At 62.1% G+C, this 15,957-nt stretch carries 14 protein-coding genes; 6 read left to right on the forward strand and 8 right to left on the reverse strand.

Annotated features, from left to right (window positions below):
- The first annotated feature begins 10 nt into the window (after positions 1 to 10).
- From NKI06_RS19545 to NKI06_RS19560, 4 genes are all read left to right on the forward strand, one after another.
- On the forward strand, positions 11 to 2,215 hold the full coding sequence (locus NKI06_RS19545) for a hydantoinase B/oxoprolinase family protein (protein ID WP_352986755.1): 2,205 nt from the start codon (positions 11 to 13) through the stop codon (positions 2,213 to 2,215).
- Positions 2,212 to 2,697 (forward strand): acetone carboxylase subunit gamma, encoded by a 486-nt coding sequence (locus NKI06_RS19550; protein WP_023729650.1) that lies wholly within the window; start codon positions 2,212 to 2,214, stop codon positions 2,695 to 2,697. The genes NKI06_RS19545 and NKI06_RS19550 overlap by 4 nt, the downstream gene beginning before the upstream one ends.
- A 101-nt stretch (positions 2,698 to 2,798) precedes the next feature.
- Complete coding sequence (locus NKI06_RS19555; RefSeq protein ID WP_023684241.1) at positions 2,799 to 3,626, forward strand: SDR family NAD(P)-dependent oxidoreductase; 828 nt, start codon at positions 2,799 to 2,801, stop codon at positions 3,624 to 3,626.
- A 336-nt stretch (positions 3,627 to 3,962) separates the two neighbouring features.
- Positions 3,963 to 5,300 (forward strand): O-antigen ligase family protein, encoded by a 1,338-nt coding sequence (locus tag NKI06_RS19560; protein WP_023684240.1) that lies wholly within the window; start codon positions 3,963 to 3,965, stop codon positions 5,298 to 5,300.
- Between the two features lie 169 nt (positions 5,301 to 5,469).
- Here NKI06_RS19560 and NKI06_RS19565 read toward each other — a convergent pair whose 3' ends face one another.
- Positions 5,470 to 6,693 carry a polysaccharide biosynthesis/export family protein gene (locus NKI06_RS19565; protein WP_032903882.1) on the reverse strand — a complete coding sequence of 408 codons (1,224 nt, stop codon included), beginning with the start codon at positions 6,691 to 6,693 and terminating at the stop codon, positions 5,470 to 5,472.
- A gap of 218 nt (positions 6,694 to 6,911) precedes the next feature.
- The gene (locus NKI06_RS19570; protein WP_023668816.1) at positions 6,912 to 7,589 is read right to left on the reverse strand and encodes a sugar transferase; all 678 of its coding nucleotides are present in this window, start codon (positions 7,587 to 7,589) and stop codon (positions 6,912 to 6,914) included.
- Between the two features lie 606 nt (positions 7,590 to 8,195).
- Between NKI06_RS19570 and NKI06_RS19575 the strand changes: the two genes are divergently transcribed.
- Positions 8,196 to 8,468, forward strand: a complete 273-nt coding sequence (locus NKI06_RS19575) for an exopolysaccharide production repressor protein (RefSeq protein WP_023668815.1) — start codon at positions 8,196 to 8,198, stop codon at positions 8,466 to 8,468.
- Between the two features lie 47 nt (positions 8,469 to 8,515).
- Here NKI06_RS19575 and NKI06_RS19580 read toward each other — a convergent pair whose 3' ends face one another.
- The 6 genes from NKI06_RS19580 to NKI06_RS19605 all read right to left on the reverse strand — a co-directional run bounded on the left by NKI06_RS19580 (position 8,516) and on the right by NKI06_RS19605 (position 14,229).
- Complete coding sequence (locus NKI06_RS19580; RefSeq protein WP_352986757.1) at positions 8,516 to 10,351, reverse strand: ABC transporter ATP-binding protein; 1,836 nt, start codon at positions 10,349 to 10,351, stop codon at positions 8,516 to 8,518.
- Positions 10,352 to 10,356: 5 nt separating this feature from the next.
- A complete protein-coding gene (locus NKI06_RS19585) occupies positions 10,357 to 11,325 on the reverse strand; it encodes a phosphoenolpyruvate carboxykinase (ATP) (RefSeq protein ID WP_352459278.1) in 969 nt (322 codons plus the stop codon).
- The gene (locus NKI06_RS19590) at positions 11,325 to 13,241 is read right to left on the reverse strand and encodes a lasso peptide isopeptide bond-forming cyclase (protein ID WP_352986759.1); all 1,917 of its coding nucleotides are present in this window, start codon (positions 13,239 to 13,241) and stop codon (positions 11,325 to 11,327) included. The genes NKI06_RS19585 and NKI06_RS19590 overlap by 1 nt, the downstream gene beginning before the upstream one ends.
- A 3-nt stretch (positions 13,242 to 13,244) precedes the next feature.
- Entirely contained in the window at positions 13,245 to 13,619 is a 375-nt protein-coding gene (locus tag NKI06_RS19595) for a lasso peptide biosynthesis B2 protein (protein WP_245263585.1), read from the reverse strand.
- A gap of 25 nt (positions 13,620 to 13,644) precedes the next feature.
- A complete protein-coding gene (locus NKI06_RS19600; protein WP_352986761.1) occupies positions 13,645 to 13,914 on the reverse strand; it encodes a PqqD family protein in 270 nt (89 codons plus the stop codon).
- Positions 13,915 to 14,076: 162 nt separating this feature from the next.
- Positions 14,077 to 14,229, reverse strand: coding sequence for a lasso RiPP family leader peptide-containing protein (locus NKI06_RS19605; RefSeq protein ID WP_023684233.1), 153 nt, complete (start codon positions 14,227 to 14,229; stop codon positions 14,077 to 14,079).
- 484 nt (positions 14,230 to 14,713) lie between these two features.
- Here NKI06_RS19605 and NKI06_RS19610 point away from each other — a divergent pair, with 484 nt between their 5' ends.
- Positions 14,714 to 15,838, forward strand: coding sequence for a nucleotidyltransferase family protein (locus tag NKI06_RS19610; protein ID WP_352986763.1), 1,125 nt, complete (start codon positions 14,714 to 14,716; stop codon positions 15,836 to 15,838).
- Positions 15,839 to 15,957 lie beyond the last annotated feature (119 nt).

A 15,957-nucleotide genomic window follows, 5' to 3' on the forward strand; every position in this document is an offset into this window, starting at 1 on the left:
GGGCACCGCCATGTTGGACAGACCTGCCTCGGCCCTGCGCCTTCGCGAACGGCTGCTCGATTCAGAACGGCTGATGGAAGAGACCGGCTGCTATGACGGCATCACCGAGCTCACGCTACGCAACCAGGACCCGCTGAAATTCGAGACGCTGCACACCAAGCTGCGCGCCTATTGCGTCTCGGCCCGCGAAATGGCCCGCCGCATCTCGGCCTCGCCCGGCGTGCGCGAAGTCGGCGAAATGGTGGTGGCGATCTATACGCCCGAGGGCGATGCGATCGCGCTGTCCAACGGCATCATGGTCCACGTCCACACGATGAGCCGCTTCATCAAATGGATGATCAAGAACGATTACGAGGAAAACCCGAAGATCCGCGAAGGCGACATCTTTGCCAACAACGATGCCTTCATCGGCACCGTGCAGGTGCCCGACGTCATGGACGTGGTGCCGATCTTCCATCAAGGCACGCTGGTCGGCTGGGCCGGTGCGGTCTGCCACGAGCTCGAAGCCGGCGGCATCACGCCCGGCGGCGACGTCTGCTTGGCGCAGGAGCGCTTCACCGAAGGCCTGTTCGTCTGCGCCGAGAAGATCGGCGAGAATGACGAGATCCGCCGCGACTACGTCATCCGCTGCGAGCGCAATCTACGCATGCCGATCTACTGGGTGCTCGACGAGAAGGCCAAGGTCGCCTCCTGCATCGACATGCGCGAAAGCGTCAAGCAGCTGATCTCCGAGATCGGCCTCGACTACTGGATGAAGGTGTCGAAGGAGTTCATCGAGGAGGGCCGTCGCGCCCAGCTCGCCCGCACCCGCCAGCTCACCGTGCCCGGCATTTATCGTGGCCACACCTTCTACGGCCATGTCACGGCGGGCAAGCCCGGCTTCCAGCTGCTTGGCGATCCCGACTGGCTCTACAACATCCCGATCGAGATGGAGATCACCACCGACGGCAAGATCACCATGGACTTCGAGGGCACGCAACCCTGGGGCTACCATTCGATGAACTGCACGCCGGCCGGCATGGATGGCGGCATGTTCGTCACCTTGACCCAGCACATGAATTTCGAGGGCCTGGTCAATGACGGCGCCTGGATGGCGACCGAGCTGAAGCTGCCGCACGGCACCTGGACCAACCCCGACAATGAGATGGTGGCGACCGCCACATCCTGGGCGCTGCTGCTGCCGGCCTATGGCGTGTTCCAGCGCCTTTTGTCGCGCGGCTTCGTCGCGCGCGGCTTCGTCGAGGAGGCCTTCGTTGGCCAGGTCAACAGCCCGATGATCGAGATGGGCGGCGAAAGCCAGTACGGTACGCCGTTCGGCATGGCGCATTTCGAATGCGCCGCCGCCGGCTCCGGCGCGCTGGCCATCGCCGATGGCCTCGACACCGCCTATGTCGGCTGGAATCCGGAATCCGACATGGGCAACATCGAGGTCTGGGAACAATCGATGCCGATGGTCTATATCGGCCGCTCGATCGTCCCCAATTCAGGGGGCGCCGGCAAATATCGCGGCGGCTGTTCCTTCGTCTCGACCTGGCTGATCAACAAGACCTCGCACCTGCGACTGCACACCTCGGAACACTCCTCGCGGGTATTCGACAATGGCGGCATGTGTGGCGGCTATCCCGCGCCGACCTGCCAGAAGCATCGCGCGGTACGCAATTCCAACATCCATGAACTGGCGGCAAAAGGCGAACCGCTCGCGCATGCCCCAGGTATCGATCCGCATGTCTCCGACTACGAGAAGAACATCGGCGGCGACCATGCCGTGGTCGAAGGCCCCTACATCACCTCGCCGCACAAGTCGGGGGACATCTTCAGCCATTCCTACAATGGTGGCGGCGGTTACGGTGACGTGCTGGAGCGCGATCCGGTCAAGACCGCCTGGGATGTCGAGAACGGTTTTCTCACCCGCCAGGCGGCGATCCAGATTTTCGGCATCGTGCTGAAGGACGACGCCGAGGGTTATCCGGTTGCCGATATCGACGCCACCGTCGAACGTCGTGCCGCCATGCGCAGAGAGCGTCTGGCCAAGGCGATCCCGGTTTCCGACTGGATCGCTGCCGAACACGGCCGTGTCGAGAAGGCCGACTTCGCGCCCGAGGTGAAGAAAATGTATGCCAGCGCGATCAAGCTGTCGTCGCGCTTCACCAGGGATTTCAGCGATTTCTGGACCGTCGACGCCAGATCGATCTTCATGCCGGGAGCAAAGCCATGACCTCGTACAGCAAGGAAGTCCTCGGCGATCTCTCAGCCGGCAAGCTCCCCTGGCCTCAGACAAAGCGCATCATGAGCGCCTACAAGGACGACGACCGCTTCTTCAAGATGCTCGCCGTCTATCAGGACCGTGTCACCTGGAAGGACCCGATCCTGCTGCCGGTCTCGGATCACCTGTTCATCTGCCAGAGCGGCGACGAGCGCATCACCCGTTGCGAATGCGGCCACTCCTTCGGCGACTACCGCAAGAACTGGAAGCTCAAGGCCGCGATCAACGTGCGCAACACCGAGGCAGCGCTGCGCGAGATCTATCCCAACAGCGATATCCCCGATCCGCAATGGATGGAAATCCGCGAATTCATCTGCCCGCAATGCGGCACCATGCACGAGGTCGAGGCGGCAGCACCCGGCTATCCGATCGTGCATGATTTCGAACCCGATCTCGAAGGCTTCTACCGCGAGTGGCTGGGCAAACCGCTTTAGCGAAACTCGATGTTACGGCCGCGTTGCCGGCAAGGTAGCGCTCCTAGCCGGCGACGGACTATGAATAAACGCATCGTACGTCGCATCGGAGACTGCCCACCATGACAGACCTTTCCGGCCGCAGCGCCATCGTCACCGGCGGGTTTTCCGGCATGGGTTTCGCCATTGCTACGGCCCTGGCGCAAGCCGGCGCCAATGTCGCCGTCGGCTCCTACATCGCGCCCGCCGGCGCCGACAGATCCGACGCCGCCTACTATCCCGGCGCCGATGAACTCGAGCGCGTGCGGTTGGCCCTGTCGGCACACGGCACCAGGGTTTGTGCCGCCCATCTCGATGTCCGCGACAGCGAGGTGACCAACCGGTTTGCAGCCGACGCGCAGGCCGCCATCGGCCCGGCCGACATACTGGTCAATGCCGCGGGCACCACCGCAGAACAGCCGGTCTGCGGCCATTCCGACGCGCTGTGGGACAAGATCGTCGACACCAATCTCAGCGGAGCGTTCCGCGTCACCCGAGCTGTGCTGCCCGGCATGATCGAGCGCGGCTGGGGCCGTATCGTCAACATCGGCTCGACGGCGGCTTCCGTCGGCTGGAAGGACAACCCGGCCTACTGCGCCTCGAAGGCCGGGCTGCTCGGCCTTACCCGCTGCGTGGCGCTGGAAGGCGCCGCGCACGGTGTCACCTGCGTCATGATCAGCCCGACCTGGGTCGAGACCGAACTGATGCGCCGCAACGTGGCGCAGGTCGTCGAGCGTGAGGGCAAGGGCAGAACCGCCGAGGAAGCGATGGCCGAGATCGCCAAGGGCAATCCCCAGCAGCGCATGCTGCAGCCGCAGGAAATCGCGGCTCTAGCCGTGTTCCTGTGTTCGGATCTGGCCAAGGGCATCACCATGGAAAACATCCAGATCACCGGCGGGGCGCTGTGGTAGTGTGTTCTCCTCGCCTGATCAGAGCTGCCGTGCTGGGTGGGCTACCGGCTGACCTCTCCCTGTTCGCTGGAGCAATTCCACGAAAAGTGTGAACGGGTTCCAACAGGAATTGCATCAAAACAAAGGGTTAGAGCAGTTCGTCGTTCCCGCAAAACGGTGAACGGCTCCGATGTAAGACAAGGTGACCGGATTTGCCATTGAGCATGGCGTGCGATAGGTTATATTGCACTGCACAATGGAGATGCCGTTTATTGCACGCCCCTGTTTGCGGACATGCCGGCTGGCTTGCGGCCGGTCTGGCTTGCCGACCTTGGGCCGCGTCGCCGGGACTCTGAGATGAAAATTCCAAAGGCCCTGCTGGTCGACCCCGAGAAGAACTCGGTCTATGGCGCCTTTGCAGTGGCCGTATCGGTCTGGGCGTTCTCCTATTCCGTCATTTTCGGCCAGGTGCTGATCCTGGCCTACTACGCCGTCTGGCTTCCGCTTATCCTCGTCGACTACCGGCGCTTCCTGCGGCAGTTGTCTAGCGCCTGGCTGCCGTTGCTGTTCGCGGCCTATGTCTGCTTCTCCGTCTTCTGGTCGCAGGCGCCCGGCATCACCGCCAGAACCGCGGTCCAGTACTTTTCCCACATTGCCTGCGCCTATGTCGCGGCGCGCACCGTCAGCGTACGCACCCTGACGCTCGGCGCCCTGATCGGGATATTCTTCGTCCTGCTCTATTCGCTCAAGGTCGGGGCTTATTCCGAGGACGTGCTTGACGGCACCTACAACTTCGTCGGCGCCTTCGCCTCCAAGAACCAGGTCGGCTTCGTCGGCTCGCTTGGCATCTATTTCTCCGTCGTTTTTCTTACTTTCCTGCGGCGTGGTCGGCTGAGCTTCATACTAACGGTGCCTGTGGTGCTGTTGTCGGCCTTTGTGCTGGTGGTCTCGCATTCCGCCACCTCGATGGCCTCGATACCGGCGGTCCTGGCGCTGATTGCGCTTCTTGCTATGACCAAGCTTTTGTCGCGGCGCTATCGCCGGGTGATCTTCGTGGTCGGCGCTGGTCTGGTCGTCGTGGTGGCCGTTGTTGCGCTCAATCTCGGGCTCATGGACTTCGTGCTTGGCCTCTTTGGTAAGGATTCGACACTCACCGGGCGGACATATCTTTGGGAGCAGGGCTGGAACGCTGCGCAGCGCTCGCCGATCCTCGGCGTCGGTTATGCCGCCTATTGGGTGCAGGGCTTTGCCGAAGCCGAGCGGCTGTGGAACGAATTCTACATCACCACTCGCACCGGCTTCCATTTCCACAACACCTATGTCGAGGCGCTTGTCGAGCTCGGCTTCACCGGCGCGATAATGGTGTCGCTGATCTTGCTGCGCACGCTTTATGGTCACGTTTCGACGGTGATCTTCAAGGCATGGCAGGCCGAATCGGTGGTGCTCTTCGGCGTGATGGTGCTGCTGCTCATCCGCTCCTTCGTCGAGGTCGAGATCCTCAACCCTTACATCATGGGCTCGTTCCTGATGTATTTCAGCTACTTCAAGCTGGCGCGGCTGCCGGTCACCCGCACGCGCTGGTCGCCGGCCTTCGAGCCGGCGGAGGCGGCAAGGGGCGAACCAGCCTGGCCCGGGCATGCCGGCCGTCCGGCCGCCGATCAAGCAAGCCCATGCGTGTCACCCAAAACTGCATAGCGGCTTTGGAGCAGCGACATCCGCGTGAATTCCTTCAAAGCAGCGCGCCGTATCGGTTCGCGGCCTAAAATCGCACATAGCAAAATCTCCGCCAGGCGGGCCTGACGGAGATTGGAATTCTTTGCTCTGGATGGATAGAAAGCGCTGGATCGCGACGTAGTCCCACAGCCTACTGACTGGCCGTCGGCGCCAGCTTCACCTTGATGACGTCGCCCGGCAGCACCGGCGTATCTTCCTTGGCGTCGATCTCGCTGGTCTTGCCGTCGGTCACGCGCACCAGCGAATAGATGAGCGCCGGCTCTTCATTGTTGTTTGTTATGGCGGCGGTCGTGGCCGGGTCCGATGCCTGGGCCATCAGGCCCTGTTGCATGTTGACCCTGAGTGCGGCTTCGTTGAGGTCTGCTTCGACCTGCTGCCGGTCGGCGGCAAGTCTCGAGTTCAACGTGTTCTGGGCATCGATGGCATCCTGCGTCGCCTTGCTGACCGACTGCTTGGCGGTGAGGATCGCCGTCTCATAGTCCAGGATCTTGCCCTGCAGATCGGTGACCGACTGTTGCGAGGAAAGCAGGCGTGCGTTGGCGACCAGGCCCTTTTGCGCCAGCGGACCGATACTGTCCGCCTGCTGCTGCGCCAGGTCGACCTGCTTTTGCTGGTTGACGATCTTTTTCTGCAGCGCCTCGATTTCGGACTGCAGGACCCCTTTCAGATCGTCAAGCGCCTGCAGCTTCAGCTTCAACGCTTTCTGGTCGGAGATCAGGATCTGCATTTCGTCGGCGACGATTGTCGCCAGGCGCGGGTCGCCCTCGACTTCCTTAGGCGCCTCGAAACTCTCCTTGCCGGCGAGATCGGCATCGATGCGGGCACGCTTGACGATCAACCGCACGCGCTGGTCGTCATAAATGTCGAAATTGCCCTTGGCGGTGATCAGATCCTTGCCGAGCTGGGTGCCGAAATCGGCGTTGCGCCGGATGCCGCCGGCGATGCTGATCGCCTTGAGCACGGTCAGCTCCGGCACATAGGGAAACTGGCCAGGCGTCTGGATCTCGCCCGAGATGTAGAACGGCCGGAACTGCACCATTTCCACCGAGGCTTCCGGCTTGTCCGACAAGGCAAGCTTGCGCTGCAGGGCGACGCTGATCGCGGCCGCAACATCCGACGTGGTCTTGCCGGCGGCCGGCAGTTCGCCGACGAACGGCACCGACAAATTGCCGGCTGGACCGACCGAATATTCGCCGTTTACCGCCGACCAGTCACGGAACGTGCCTTCCACCGTCTGCCACTCGGCGACGCGGATGTTGAGCTTGTCCTGCGAGCCGAGCCGGTACTCGTCGGCCATGGCCGGAACCGCGAGCGACAGAGCGAGGCACGTGGCGACGAGCCGTGCCGGCCGCATCGGGCCGGCAAGGCGAAAATACGCTGATATGTCTGTTTTCAACTGAACGTTTCCGATCCGTTTTGGCCCCATCCGCCCGATAGGCCTGCTGCCGAGTGCCTCCTTCGGAACCTGGCAGAATACTATGGCTGCAATGCGAGACCGGCCCATCGCCGAATAGCTTTGGACCGGATTGGCTTCGGGCCGTACCGGCCCGATTGCTGACCAGTTGCGGTCGGTCAGTAGGAACCGCGCGACATCCACACCGCAGGCACGGTCTTGAGGATGATGCGAACGTCTTCGAACAGCGACCAGTTCTCGACATAGTGACGGTCGAACGCGACGCGGCTGTCATAGGAGACATCGTTGCGTCCGCTGACCTGCCAGAGCCCGGTCAGGCCCGGCCGCGACTTCAAATAATAGACCGCGGCGCTGCCGTAGATCTCAAGCTCGTCACGCACCACCGGGCGAGGCCCGACAAGGCTCATATCGCCCTGCAGGATGTTGATGATCTGCGGCAGCTCGTCGAGGCTGAGCTTGCGCAGAACGGCGCCGACGCGGGTGACGCGCGGATCGTTCTTCAGCTTGCGGGTCGCGATCCATTCGGCGTTGGCTTCCGGATTGGCCGCGAGATAGGCGGCCAGCACACGTTCGCCGTCTTCGACCATGGTGCGGAACTTGAGGCAGGGGAAAATCCGCCCACCGCGTCCGATGCGCTTGTGGCCGTAGAAGATCGAGCCGCCGTCGGAAAGCTTGACCAGAAGGGCCACCATCAGGAACAGCGGGCTAAGCGCCACCAGGCCGACAAGTGAACCGAAAATATCGAAACTGCGCTTCAGCAGCCCGCCGATGGGTGGCGGAAAATCTACGCCGACATGCGAAAATGCCGCATTGGCCGACTTGGCAACGTCCCTCATGCAAAAGCTCCATACGTTGAACGGATGGTTTATGCCACGATACCAAAAAAATGCTGCAGCGCAACACACAATTTCCCATATGGCTGAAATAGTCACGTCAGGAATTGACTAAATAATAAACCCTCCTTGCCCAAATTTTGCCCTTTATGGCGGGTTTGTGACGAATAATTAGCAACCGTAGGAAATGTAATGCCTTTTTTCGGCGGGTTTTGGGCAAATCGTCCTTTGCTGCAGAGGGAACGGCTTTAACTGATTTTCGAATCACTGGCTTTGCTAAATTAATCAAGTAAAATACTAATCAACATTGTAGATTCTACTGTAGTATAAAGCGCATGACGAGTTAGGTCACCACCCCTGCATGTGCATCGCAGCATGGCGGAGTCCAAGCCGCCGCCAAGCCGAAAATTATTGCAGGTTGCCCTTGCCGTCAGTTTCGCGCCTTAATAGAGTCGCAAATTATTCCTGATAGAGTCTGGATGGGTTGGGAAGGCCGGAAGCAACCGGCCAAAAAGAGCAGCTAAATAAGCTCGCATGGCGAATGGGGAGATACTCGGGTGGGTAAGTCATCGCTTTTGCATGCTCGGGCCGGTTGACGGGCCGCCGAACATGTCATTACCAAAATTCGTCATTGGAATGGTTTTCGCCCTCGCGATCGTGGTCGCGTGGTCCTATGTCGACGGCGCGACGGTCACCACAACGGTGCTTCGCGTCATCGGCTGCGCTGTCCTCATCCAAATCGGTTATTTCCTGCTGGTGTATGTGATGATCGCCAGGAGCGCGCCGACATCGGCCGACAGGGCTCGTGACGCCGAAAGAAGCCTCGGCGCCGACAAGGCGGTTGAAGGCGAGAAGCTTTCGGCGAGGCGCAGCGTGCATTGAACAAACTGAAGCCGCAAGGTCGGCCTCGGATCATCTTGCAGCCGGACTCAGCCTGCTTCGGCCGGCTCGGGTTCCGATTGCTCGCCTGAAAGCATTTTCGACAGGCGGCTGCCGGCCTTCGCTTTCAACCTCTGATATTGCCCGACTTCGACGATTCGTCCATTTTCGACTGCAACCACCCAGTCGGCGAAGGCGATCATCGATGGTCTGTGCGCAATGGTCAGGATCGTCATCGATCCGCGCAAGCCGTCGATCGATTTGGCGATCAGGGACTGGTTCTGCCAGTCGAGCGCGCTGGTCGCCTCGTCGAGAATGAGCAGCGAAGGTTTGCGCAGCAGCGCGCGCGCCAGCGCGATGCGCTGGCGTTCGCCGCCCGAGAGCCGGACGCCGCGGTCGCCGACCACCGTGTCGAGCCGCAACTCCAGCCGCTCGACGAAGTCGGCGCCATGCGCAGCGCGCAGTGCAGTCCACAGCTCCGCGTCACTGGCTTGCGGCGCGGCAAGGCGCAGATTGGCGGCGATCGTATCGTGCAGCAGGAACACGTCTTGCGGCACATACGCCACCTGGTCGCGCCAGCGCCGGCGGTTGGCGGCGCCGATCTCGACGCCATCGGCCAGGATTTTGCCCTCGCTCGGTTCGAGCAGGCCAAGCAGCATGTCGGCAAGCGTGCTCTTGCCCGAGCCTGACGGACCGATCAGCGCCGTTACCTTGCCGGCGGGAAGGCCAAACGTCACATCGCTCACCACCGGCTTGCCGCCGGCCTCATAGGCAAAGGAGACGTTGCGGATGTTGAGCCCGACATCGAGCGACAGCTTGGCATCCGATTCGAGGTTTGCCGGCTCGCTTTCGGCATCGAAACGCGCCTGCATGTCGCGCATCGAGGCATAGGCCGGCAGATTGATCAGCACCTGCTGCGCCTGCATCTGCATGTCCATGAAACGCGGCGCGATGCGCATGAACACCAGAAGCAAGACTACGATCTCGGCCAGTGAGAGGTTGAAGCGGACCAGGGCGACATAGATGAACAGGCTCAGACCAATGACGCTGGCGACCTGGAACAGCGCGGTGCCGATGGTGCTGTTGCGCACATAGTTGATGTTGTCGGCCTTCATCTTCTCCAGCGTCGCGCGAAGCTGCGCGTAATAGGTCGCCTCGACATTCAGGCTCTTGGCCACCTTGATGCCGCCGAGGAACTCCGAGACCGTTCGGTACTGCTCCTGGCGATTGCTGGTCAAGACCCGGCCGAAGGCGCTGGCTCGTGCCCGAAACGGCTGCAGTGCCAGGAAGGTGACGATGCCGACGACAGTGGCAAACGCCGTCATCACTGGCGAAATGAACAGCGAGACAACGAGATAACCCGCCAGAAGCACGGCGATCTGCACCAGCATCAGCAGCGAGAACGCCGCCGACTGCACGCGGTCGATATCGCCGGTCAGCGCATGGTCGAGATCGGAGCTGCGCATGCGCGCGAATATCCCCCACCGCGCCTTGCCGATGCTCTCGAACAGGTTCATGCGCAGGCGATTGATGAAGTCGAGCAGCAGTCGCGCCATGTAGACGGATTTATAGCGGTTGAACGCTGCCTGCAGCGCGACAAGCCCGACCAGCAGGCAAAGCACCGTGGTCAATTGCAGCGTTCCGTCCGGAGCCAGCCAGCGCACCCAGTCGCGGTCAGGCAACCTGACCGCGAAATTCTGCTCGGGTCGCCCGACCAGATGCAGCAGCGGCACCAGAAGCAGGATCGAGATGCCTTCGGTCAGGCTTCCCAGGATCAGGAACAGCAATGCCGTGAAGGTCCTGCGCCCGCCGATCCGGGCCATGGCGGCGCCGAAACCGGCGACATCGCGGTAAAACGAAAAGCGCAGGATCTGCGATGCGGACATGTCAGTCACCGCGGCCCTTTGTCGGCCGCCAGATCGTTTTCGATCAGGGCGACGGCTTCGCCGATACGGTCGAGCCCGGTGGGCACTTCGAGGCGACAGACGCCGATCTGGCTGGCCAGGGCCGCGCATTGGCGAAGATGTGTCGTGGCAAAATCGCCGACCAGGGCTGGACGGCCGAAACGCGTCACATAGGAAAATTTGATGATGGCCGGCAGGGCGCCGATGCCTGGCAGCGGCGTGATCGCTGCCTTATCGCCGCGCTCGAGGATATAGATCCGGGTCGCCGGCACCGCGTCTGCCGCAAATCCGGCGTGCAGGCGATGCTGCATCTTGTCGATCGCCGCATGCACCTGCGGGCGTATTTCTGCCTGGCGGATGGGAAACGCGGCGGCGGCATCGGCGGCGAGCTTCAACTGCGGAAAACCCGGAACGATCATCGGCCGGTCCGTGAGATCGAGCGCCACGACATCGTCGGTCAGCAATCGATGCCCGGCACGGATCATCGCGCTCGCCGTCGTCGATTTGCCGGCGCCCTTGTCGCCCATGAAGACAGCGCTCTTGCCGCCGACCGCAATGGCGCTGGCGTGCAGGATGAGCAGGCCGCGCTGGTGCAGGAGCAGTGCCATGACCGGACCGAGCAGCGGAAACGCCAGCAGCGCATCGTCGACATCGGGCGCCGGCTCCACCTCGATCCGGCAGGCATCGGTGATCAGGAAGGCGCCGACCGTCTGCCATGCCAAATATTGCTGCCGCGGCTCGAAACGGAAAGCGGTTCCGGTCTCGGGCGAGGGTTTTGGCAGGTCGATCGGGCCGACCGTGATCAGCACATCGACGCAAGCTGGTTCGCTCGGCTCTAGCTCAGGCAGTTCGACCTGCGAAGCGATCGTCAGCCCATAGGCTTTGTACAAGTGCTGTGCGCGAGCAGCAATTGCATGGCGGTCATCAGCGGCAAGAGGCATGTTGGCCGGCATCATCAGTGGCTCCCGCGCTGTTGCACCTGCCGCAGCCACAACGATAGCGAAATCGAACGCCATACATACTGGACATCGGGCAAGGTCGCGGCCTCGGGTTGGCTGGAAATGCGGCCATAGGCGGCGGTCACCTCAGGCAGGTTGACGTAAGGGGCAATCCGCGCCGCATCTTTCACCAGCACCTTGTCCAGGAGATCGCGGTGGTTGCCCAGCATGCCTTTGACCAAATTGGAGGTGAAATCGATCTTGTCGCGCCGCCACTGCACCGCCGGGGGCAAAATTCCTTCCATGGCACGGCGCAACACCGAGCGGCCAAAGCCCTGGTTCAGCTTTTCCGCGCCGGGCAGTGCCAGGCAGAACTCGACCAGAGGCTTGTCCCAGAAGGGGTAGCGCGGCTCGACGCCGAAATTCGCCGCCGCCTTGTCGAGTACCTCGAAGGCGTGCGGCACCATGCCGTTCGACAGCAGCCAGCGATGGGTCAAGGTCTCGCTGGCGCTGACCGCGGGCGGCATATAGCCGGCCCTGCGGAACCGTTCGACGAGGTCGGTACGCATCGCCAGGTCCGGATTGATCAGGGCGCGCCAGCTCGTCGCCGGCCGCCCAGTGGGATGGCGCCGCAATTTGCCAAGCACGCGGTTCGCGAACCGCTTGATTCTCGCGATGCGCCAGGCCGGCCCGTAAAGGGTAAGGAACTGGTAGTAGAGGCCGAGCATGCCATCGCCATAGGTGTTGGAGGCGCTGCGCAGCTCGCGCCACAGCTCCATCCATTTGCCGGCATAGGCGAGTTCGTGCAGATGGCCGTGGCCCTGCGAAACCACCTCGTCGCCTCCATGGCCGTCGAGCAGAACCTTCATGCCCTTGCCGCCGGCGGTCCTGTAGATGTCGCGGGTCAGCGACAGGCCGGGCGCAAGAAACGTTTCTTCCTGCTCCTCCAGGATGCGGTCGAATTCGGCGAAGGGGGCATAATTGCCGACCGAAATCAAAGTGCCGTCGACCTTCTGCTGGCCCAGCACCGCCTCGATGAACGGACGCTCATCCATCGGCGAGCCCTTTTCGAACACCAGCGAGAAGGTCGGCAGCCTCGATCTTTGCTGGGCGGCATTCTGCAGGCCCGCCACGCAGGCGATCGAGGAGGAATCGAGGCCTCCGCTCAGCATAGCACCGACCGCAGGCGTGCCGCGCATGCGGTTGCGGACCGATTGCGAGAACAGATGCCGGAATTCCTCGGCCGTGTCCGATCGCATCGGCCTTGGCGAGGGTTCGATCTGCCAGTAGCGGCGCAGCACCACCTGGTTGCCGGTCACTGTCAGACTGTGGCGCGCCGGCAGGCGGAAGATATCGGCATAGGCTGTCGACTGCGGATCGTCGGGCAGCCCGGCCAGGAATCCCGAAATCTGGTGTTCGCTGATGCGCATGTCGACGCCGCCGGCATCGAGGATCGGCCCGATCTCCGAGGCAAAGACGAAGCGCCGGTCGCTCGAATGATAGTAGAACGGTTTGACGCCGAAATGGTCGCGCACGCAAAACAGCTGCCGGCGCTCGCCATCCCAGATGGCAAAGGCGAAGTCGCCTTGCAGATGCTCGGGGCAGGCTTCGCCCCAGCGCAGATAGGCGCTCATCACAAGCACGGCGTCGGCAACCGAATTGTTCCGGATGCCGAGCCTGGCCAAGAGTTCGTCGCGGTTGTCCAGCCGGCAATCCGCGGTGATTGCGAGCTTGCCGCCGGCCATGGTCAGCGGGCCGGGGCCGGCTTCATCGGTGGTGTTGAGCCAGGCGTGGCCAAGAACGACGCCCTCGTCGATCCACCACGAACTGCCGTCAGGCGCGCGATGCTGCATGCGGGCAAGCATGCGCTGGATGTCGGCCGCGGCGGCCTGCCTGCCTTCCTGCCTCAGCAGAATTCCGGCGACGCCGCTCATCGCTCACTGGCCGTGGTCGACGAGATGGTTAAACCTGCCAAGCGAGCCGCCGAGCACGATATGGTCGCCGCTGACCAGCCAGGCATGCGCCTTCAACTCGGTGCCGGTATCGCGCTCGATGCCGATGCGGATTTTTGAGGCGTTGCCCTGGCGGGCAAGCAAATATTGGCCGGAAAGCGCTTGGGTCAGACAGCTTGCGCCAGGCACCAGGCGGGCAGCCGCAGCCACGCCCCAGGCGACACGCCTGAGATCGCCGATGTCGGCTGGTTCGCGCGCGTCGAGCCGGGTCACCATGCGGCGCACTTTGTTGTAGGAAAGCAGCGTCAGCCCCAGCCGCACCGACACGACCACCGCAAGGCAGTGGGCGAGAAAGAGCATCTCCGGCCCGCTCAGTGAGAAAGCTCTAGACAAGTTCCTCATCATGGAGCCTCGCAAGCCCGGCGTCCGCCAAGCCCTTCAACAATCCATCGACATCGGCCTTGCAGCGTTCCGGATCGACATTGTAGCGATCCAGCACGGCGCTGCGGATTTCGGAAATCGGCCGCGGCTCCTGGATCAGCTCCCAGATATAGGCGCCGACGCCGTTCAGGCTGTAATAGATGTTGGACCTCATATCGAGCAGCGCTAGGCCGTTGCCGAATTTGCAGGCCACGGCATCCTTGCTCGCGCTCATCCGATCATGGTCCGTGGGGTTCCAGTCCATTCCTAAACCTCGCTCACAACCAACGCTTCGGCAATTCCGGACAAAGACGCGAGAGCCGGGGTTTGACCCCCGACTCTCCTTAGTGCGCTCTGTTTGCAGAGTCCGGACTTTGTCACCCCAACGAGAGAATACTCAGGAGAAGGTGAGTTCGCCGACCGGCGTATGTGCCGGAAACGAGGCGTCGAGTGCCGTAGTACCGCTACCGCCTTGCGTGATGGTCTCGATCGAGCCGTGGACCGTCAGGCTAGGGGTTTCGTACTCATGCTTTTCAACATTCTGTTCCAATTTACTCTCCACTTGTGGACTGGAAGCGGCCTGTCGATTGCCGGCAGCGAGCTATTGCTGCACCGCAATAGCTGCATGGCAGCATTTATGAGTCAAGCCTGATTTACCAGCCGTTAATCAATTCTCGGTTGCGACTCCCTTCAATGGTGATCAAAGCGCTTTGCATTTCACATCTCAGGAGAATTCAGCAGAGTGTCCGAGGCCGTCAACTAAGTATCTGATTTAATTACGTTAAATTTTCCTTCGAATGCTCCTCACTTGGGCGCTGGCGCATTCCCACAAAAATTGTTGCTGACGTACCCGCCACAAGCCCCGATCAGGCGGCGCCTTGCATCTCGTTGTAGGACTGTGTTGCGAAACGTTCAGGTTGCAGGAAAATTGCGCCAAAGGAAAAACTGGACGCGGCGCATGAATTTGGCGATGCTTTGCTTCGCAGTTGCAATATAACGCGCCTGGCGAATTTTTTGCGGAGATGCTGCAGCATATGGCATTGCAGGAAGGGACCTTCGAAAGGTTGCGCGCCGCTGGCTGCGCCGACGAAGTGGCCTATGTGCAGGCTTGCCTGCGGCTGTTCTTCGCCTCCAGGGCGAGCCCCAGCGCCGCGCCTGCACCGGCCATCTCCGTTGCCGATGTTTGCGATATCGCCAGGCTGAACAAGGTCGCCACCTTCATGCTGAAGGCGCTGTCGCGCCCACCGGCGGGCGAGACGCCGCCGGGATTGCTCGAGTGGCTCGACACTTATCGCCGGCGCACGATTGCGATGAACTCGTCCGGCATCATGGATTCGATGGCCATCGACAAGGCGCTGCGCGGCAGCAGCATCGATTTCGTCTTCCTGAAGGGCCCCCTCCAGCAGCAACTGCTCTATGGCGACCATTTCATGAAGCCGTCCGGAGATGTCGACATATTGGTGTCGCCGGCCGGCTTCTTTAGAGCTCGTGATGCGCTGCGCTCGATCGGCTACGAGGTCGCCGGCAAGTCCCGCTCCGTCTGGTGGGTGCGCTTTCTGGGCGAGCAGCACATGGTTCGCAGCCAGGGTCGGAAATTGTCCACCGTCGATCTCCATTACCGGCTCCAGCAGCCGGGATCGCCCAGCCCGCGCGATACGGAAGGGTTCCTGCGCCGCAAGCGCGCGCTTGCGATCGCCGGCTCCAGCGTGCCGTTCATCTCGGCCTCCGACACTTTGCTTCTGTCCTGCATCAGTGTCGCAAAGGCGCTGTTCAACCGCGAGCCATGCGCGGGCTATGTCTGCGATATCCGGGCCGCTGCCAGTCGGCTGAGCGAGGCCGAGCAGCAGACTGTGCTCGACTACGCGGCCGAGCAGGGGCTGGCTGACACCCTGCTGCTGGGCCTGCGCGCCGCCGATGTGCTGCTTGGTGGCGCCGGCACGCTGCTGTCGGATCGGGCCACCAGGATCCTGTCACGCATCGGCAATGAAGATCTGTTCCACATGGTCATCGCGCCGTGGCTGTCGTCGCTCCGATGGCCGCAACGGCGCACCGTTTTGTGGGAATTGTGCGGCCGCGAACCTATCCGCTATCTGACCGAGGCCGGCTGGGCCGCGTCAGCCGACCTCAGCCGGCGGATTTTCGAGCGGGAAAGCCGGTGACGATGAGGGTCGTCTTGCAGCAGGCAGATAACGTTCCGTCCCGATCCGCTGGGGATGGATCGGGGGATGGATCGGGGGCCGGCGCCGCGCGCCGGGAGGGCGAGGGGCCTCGCGACAAT

The organism is Mesorhizobium sp. M0772 (assembly GCF_040320135.1).
GTDB lineage: Bacteria > Pseudomonadota > Alphaproteobacteria > Rhizobiales > Rhizobiaceae > Mesorhizobium.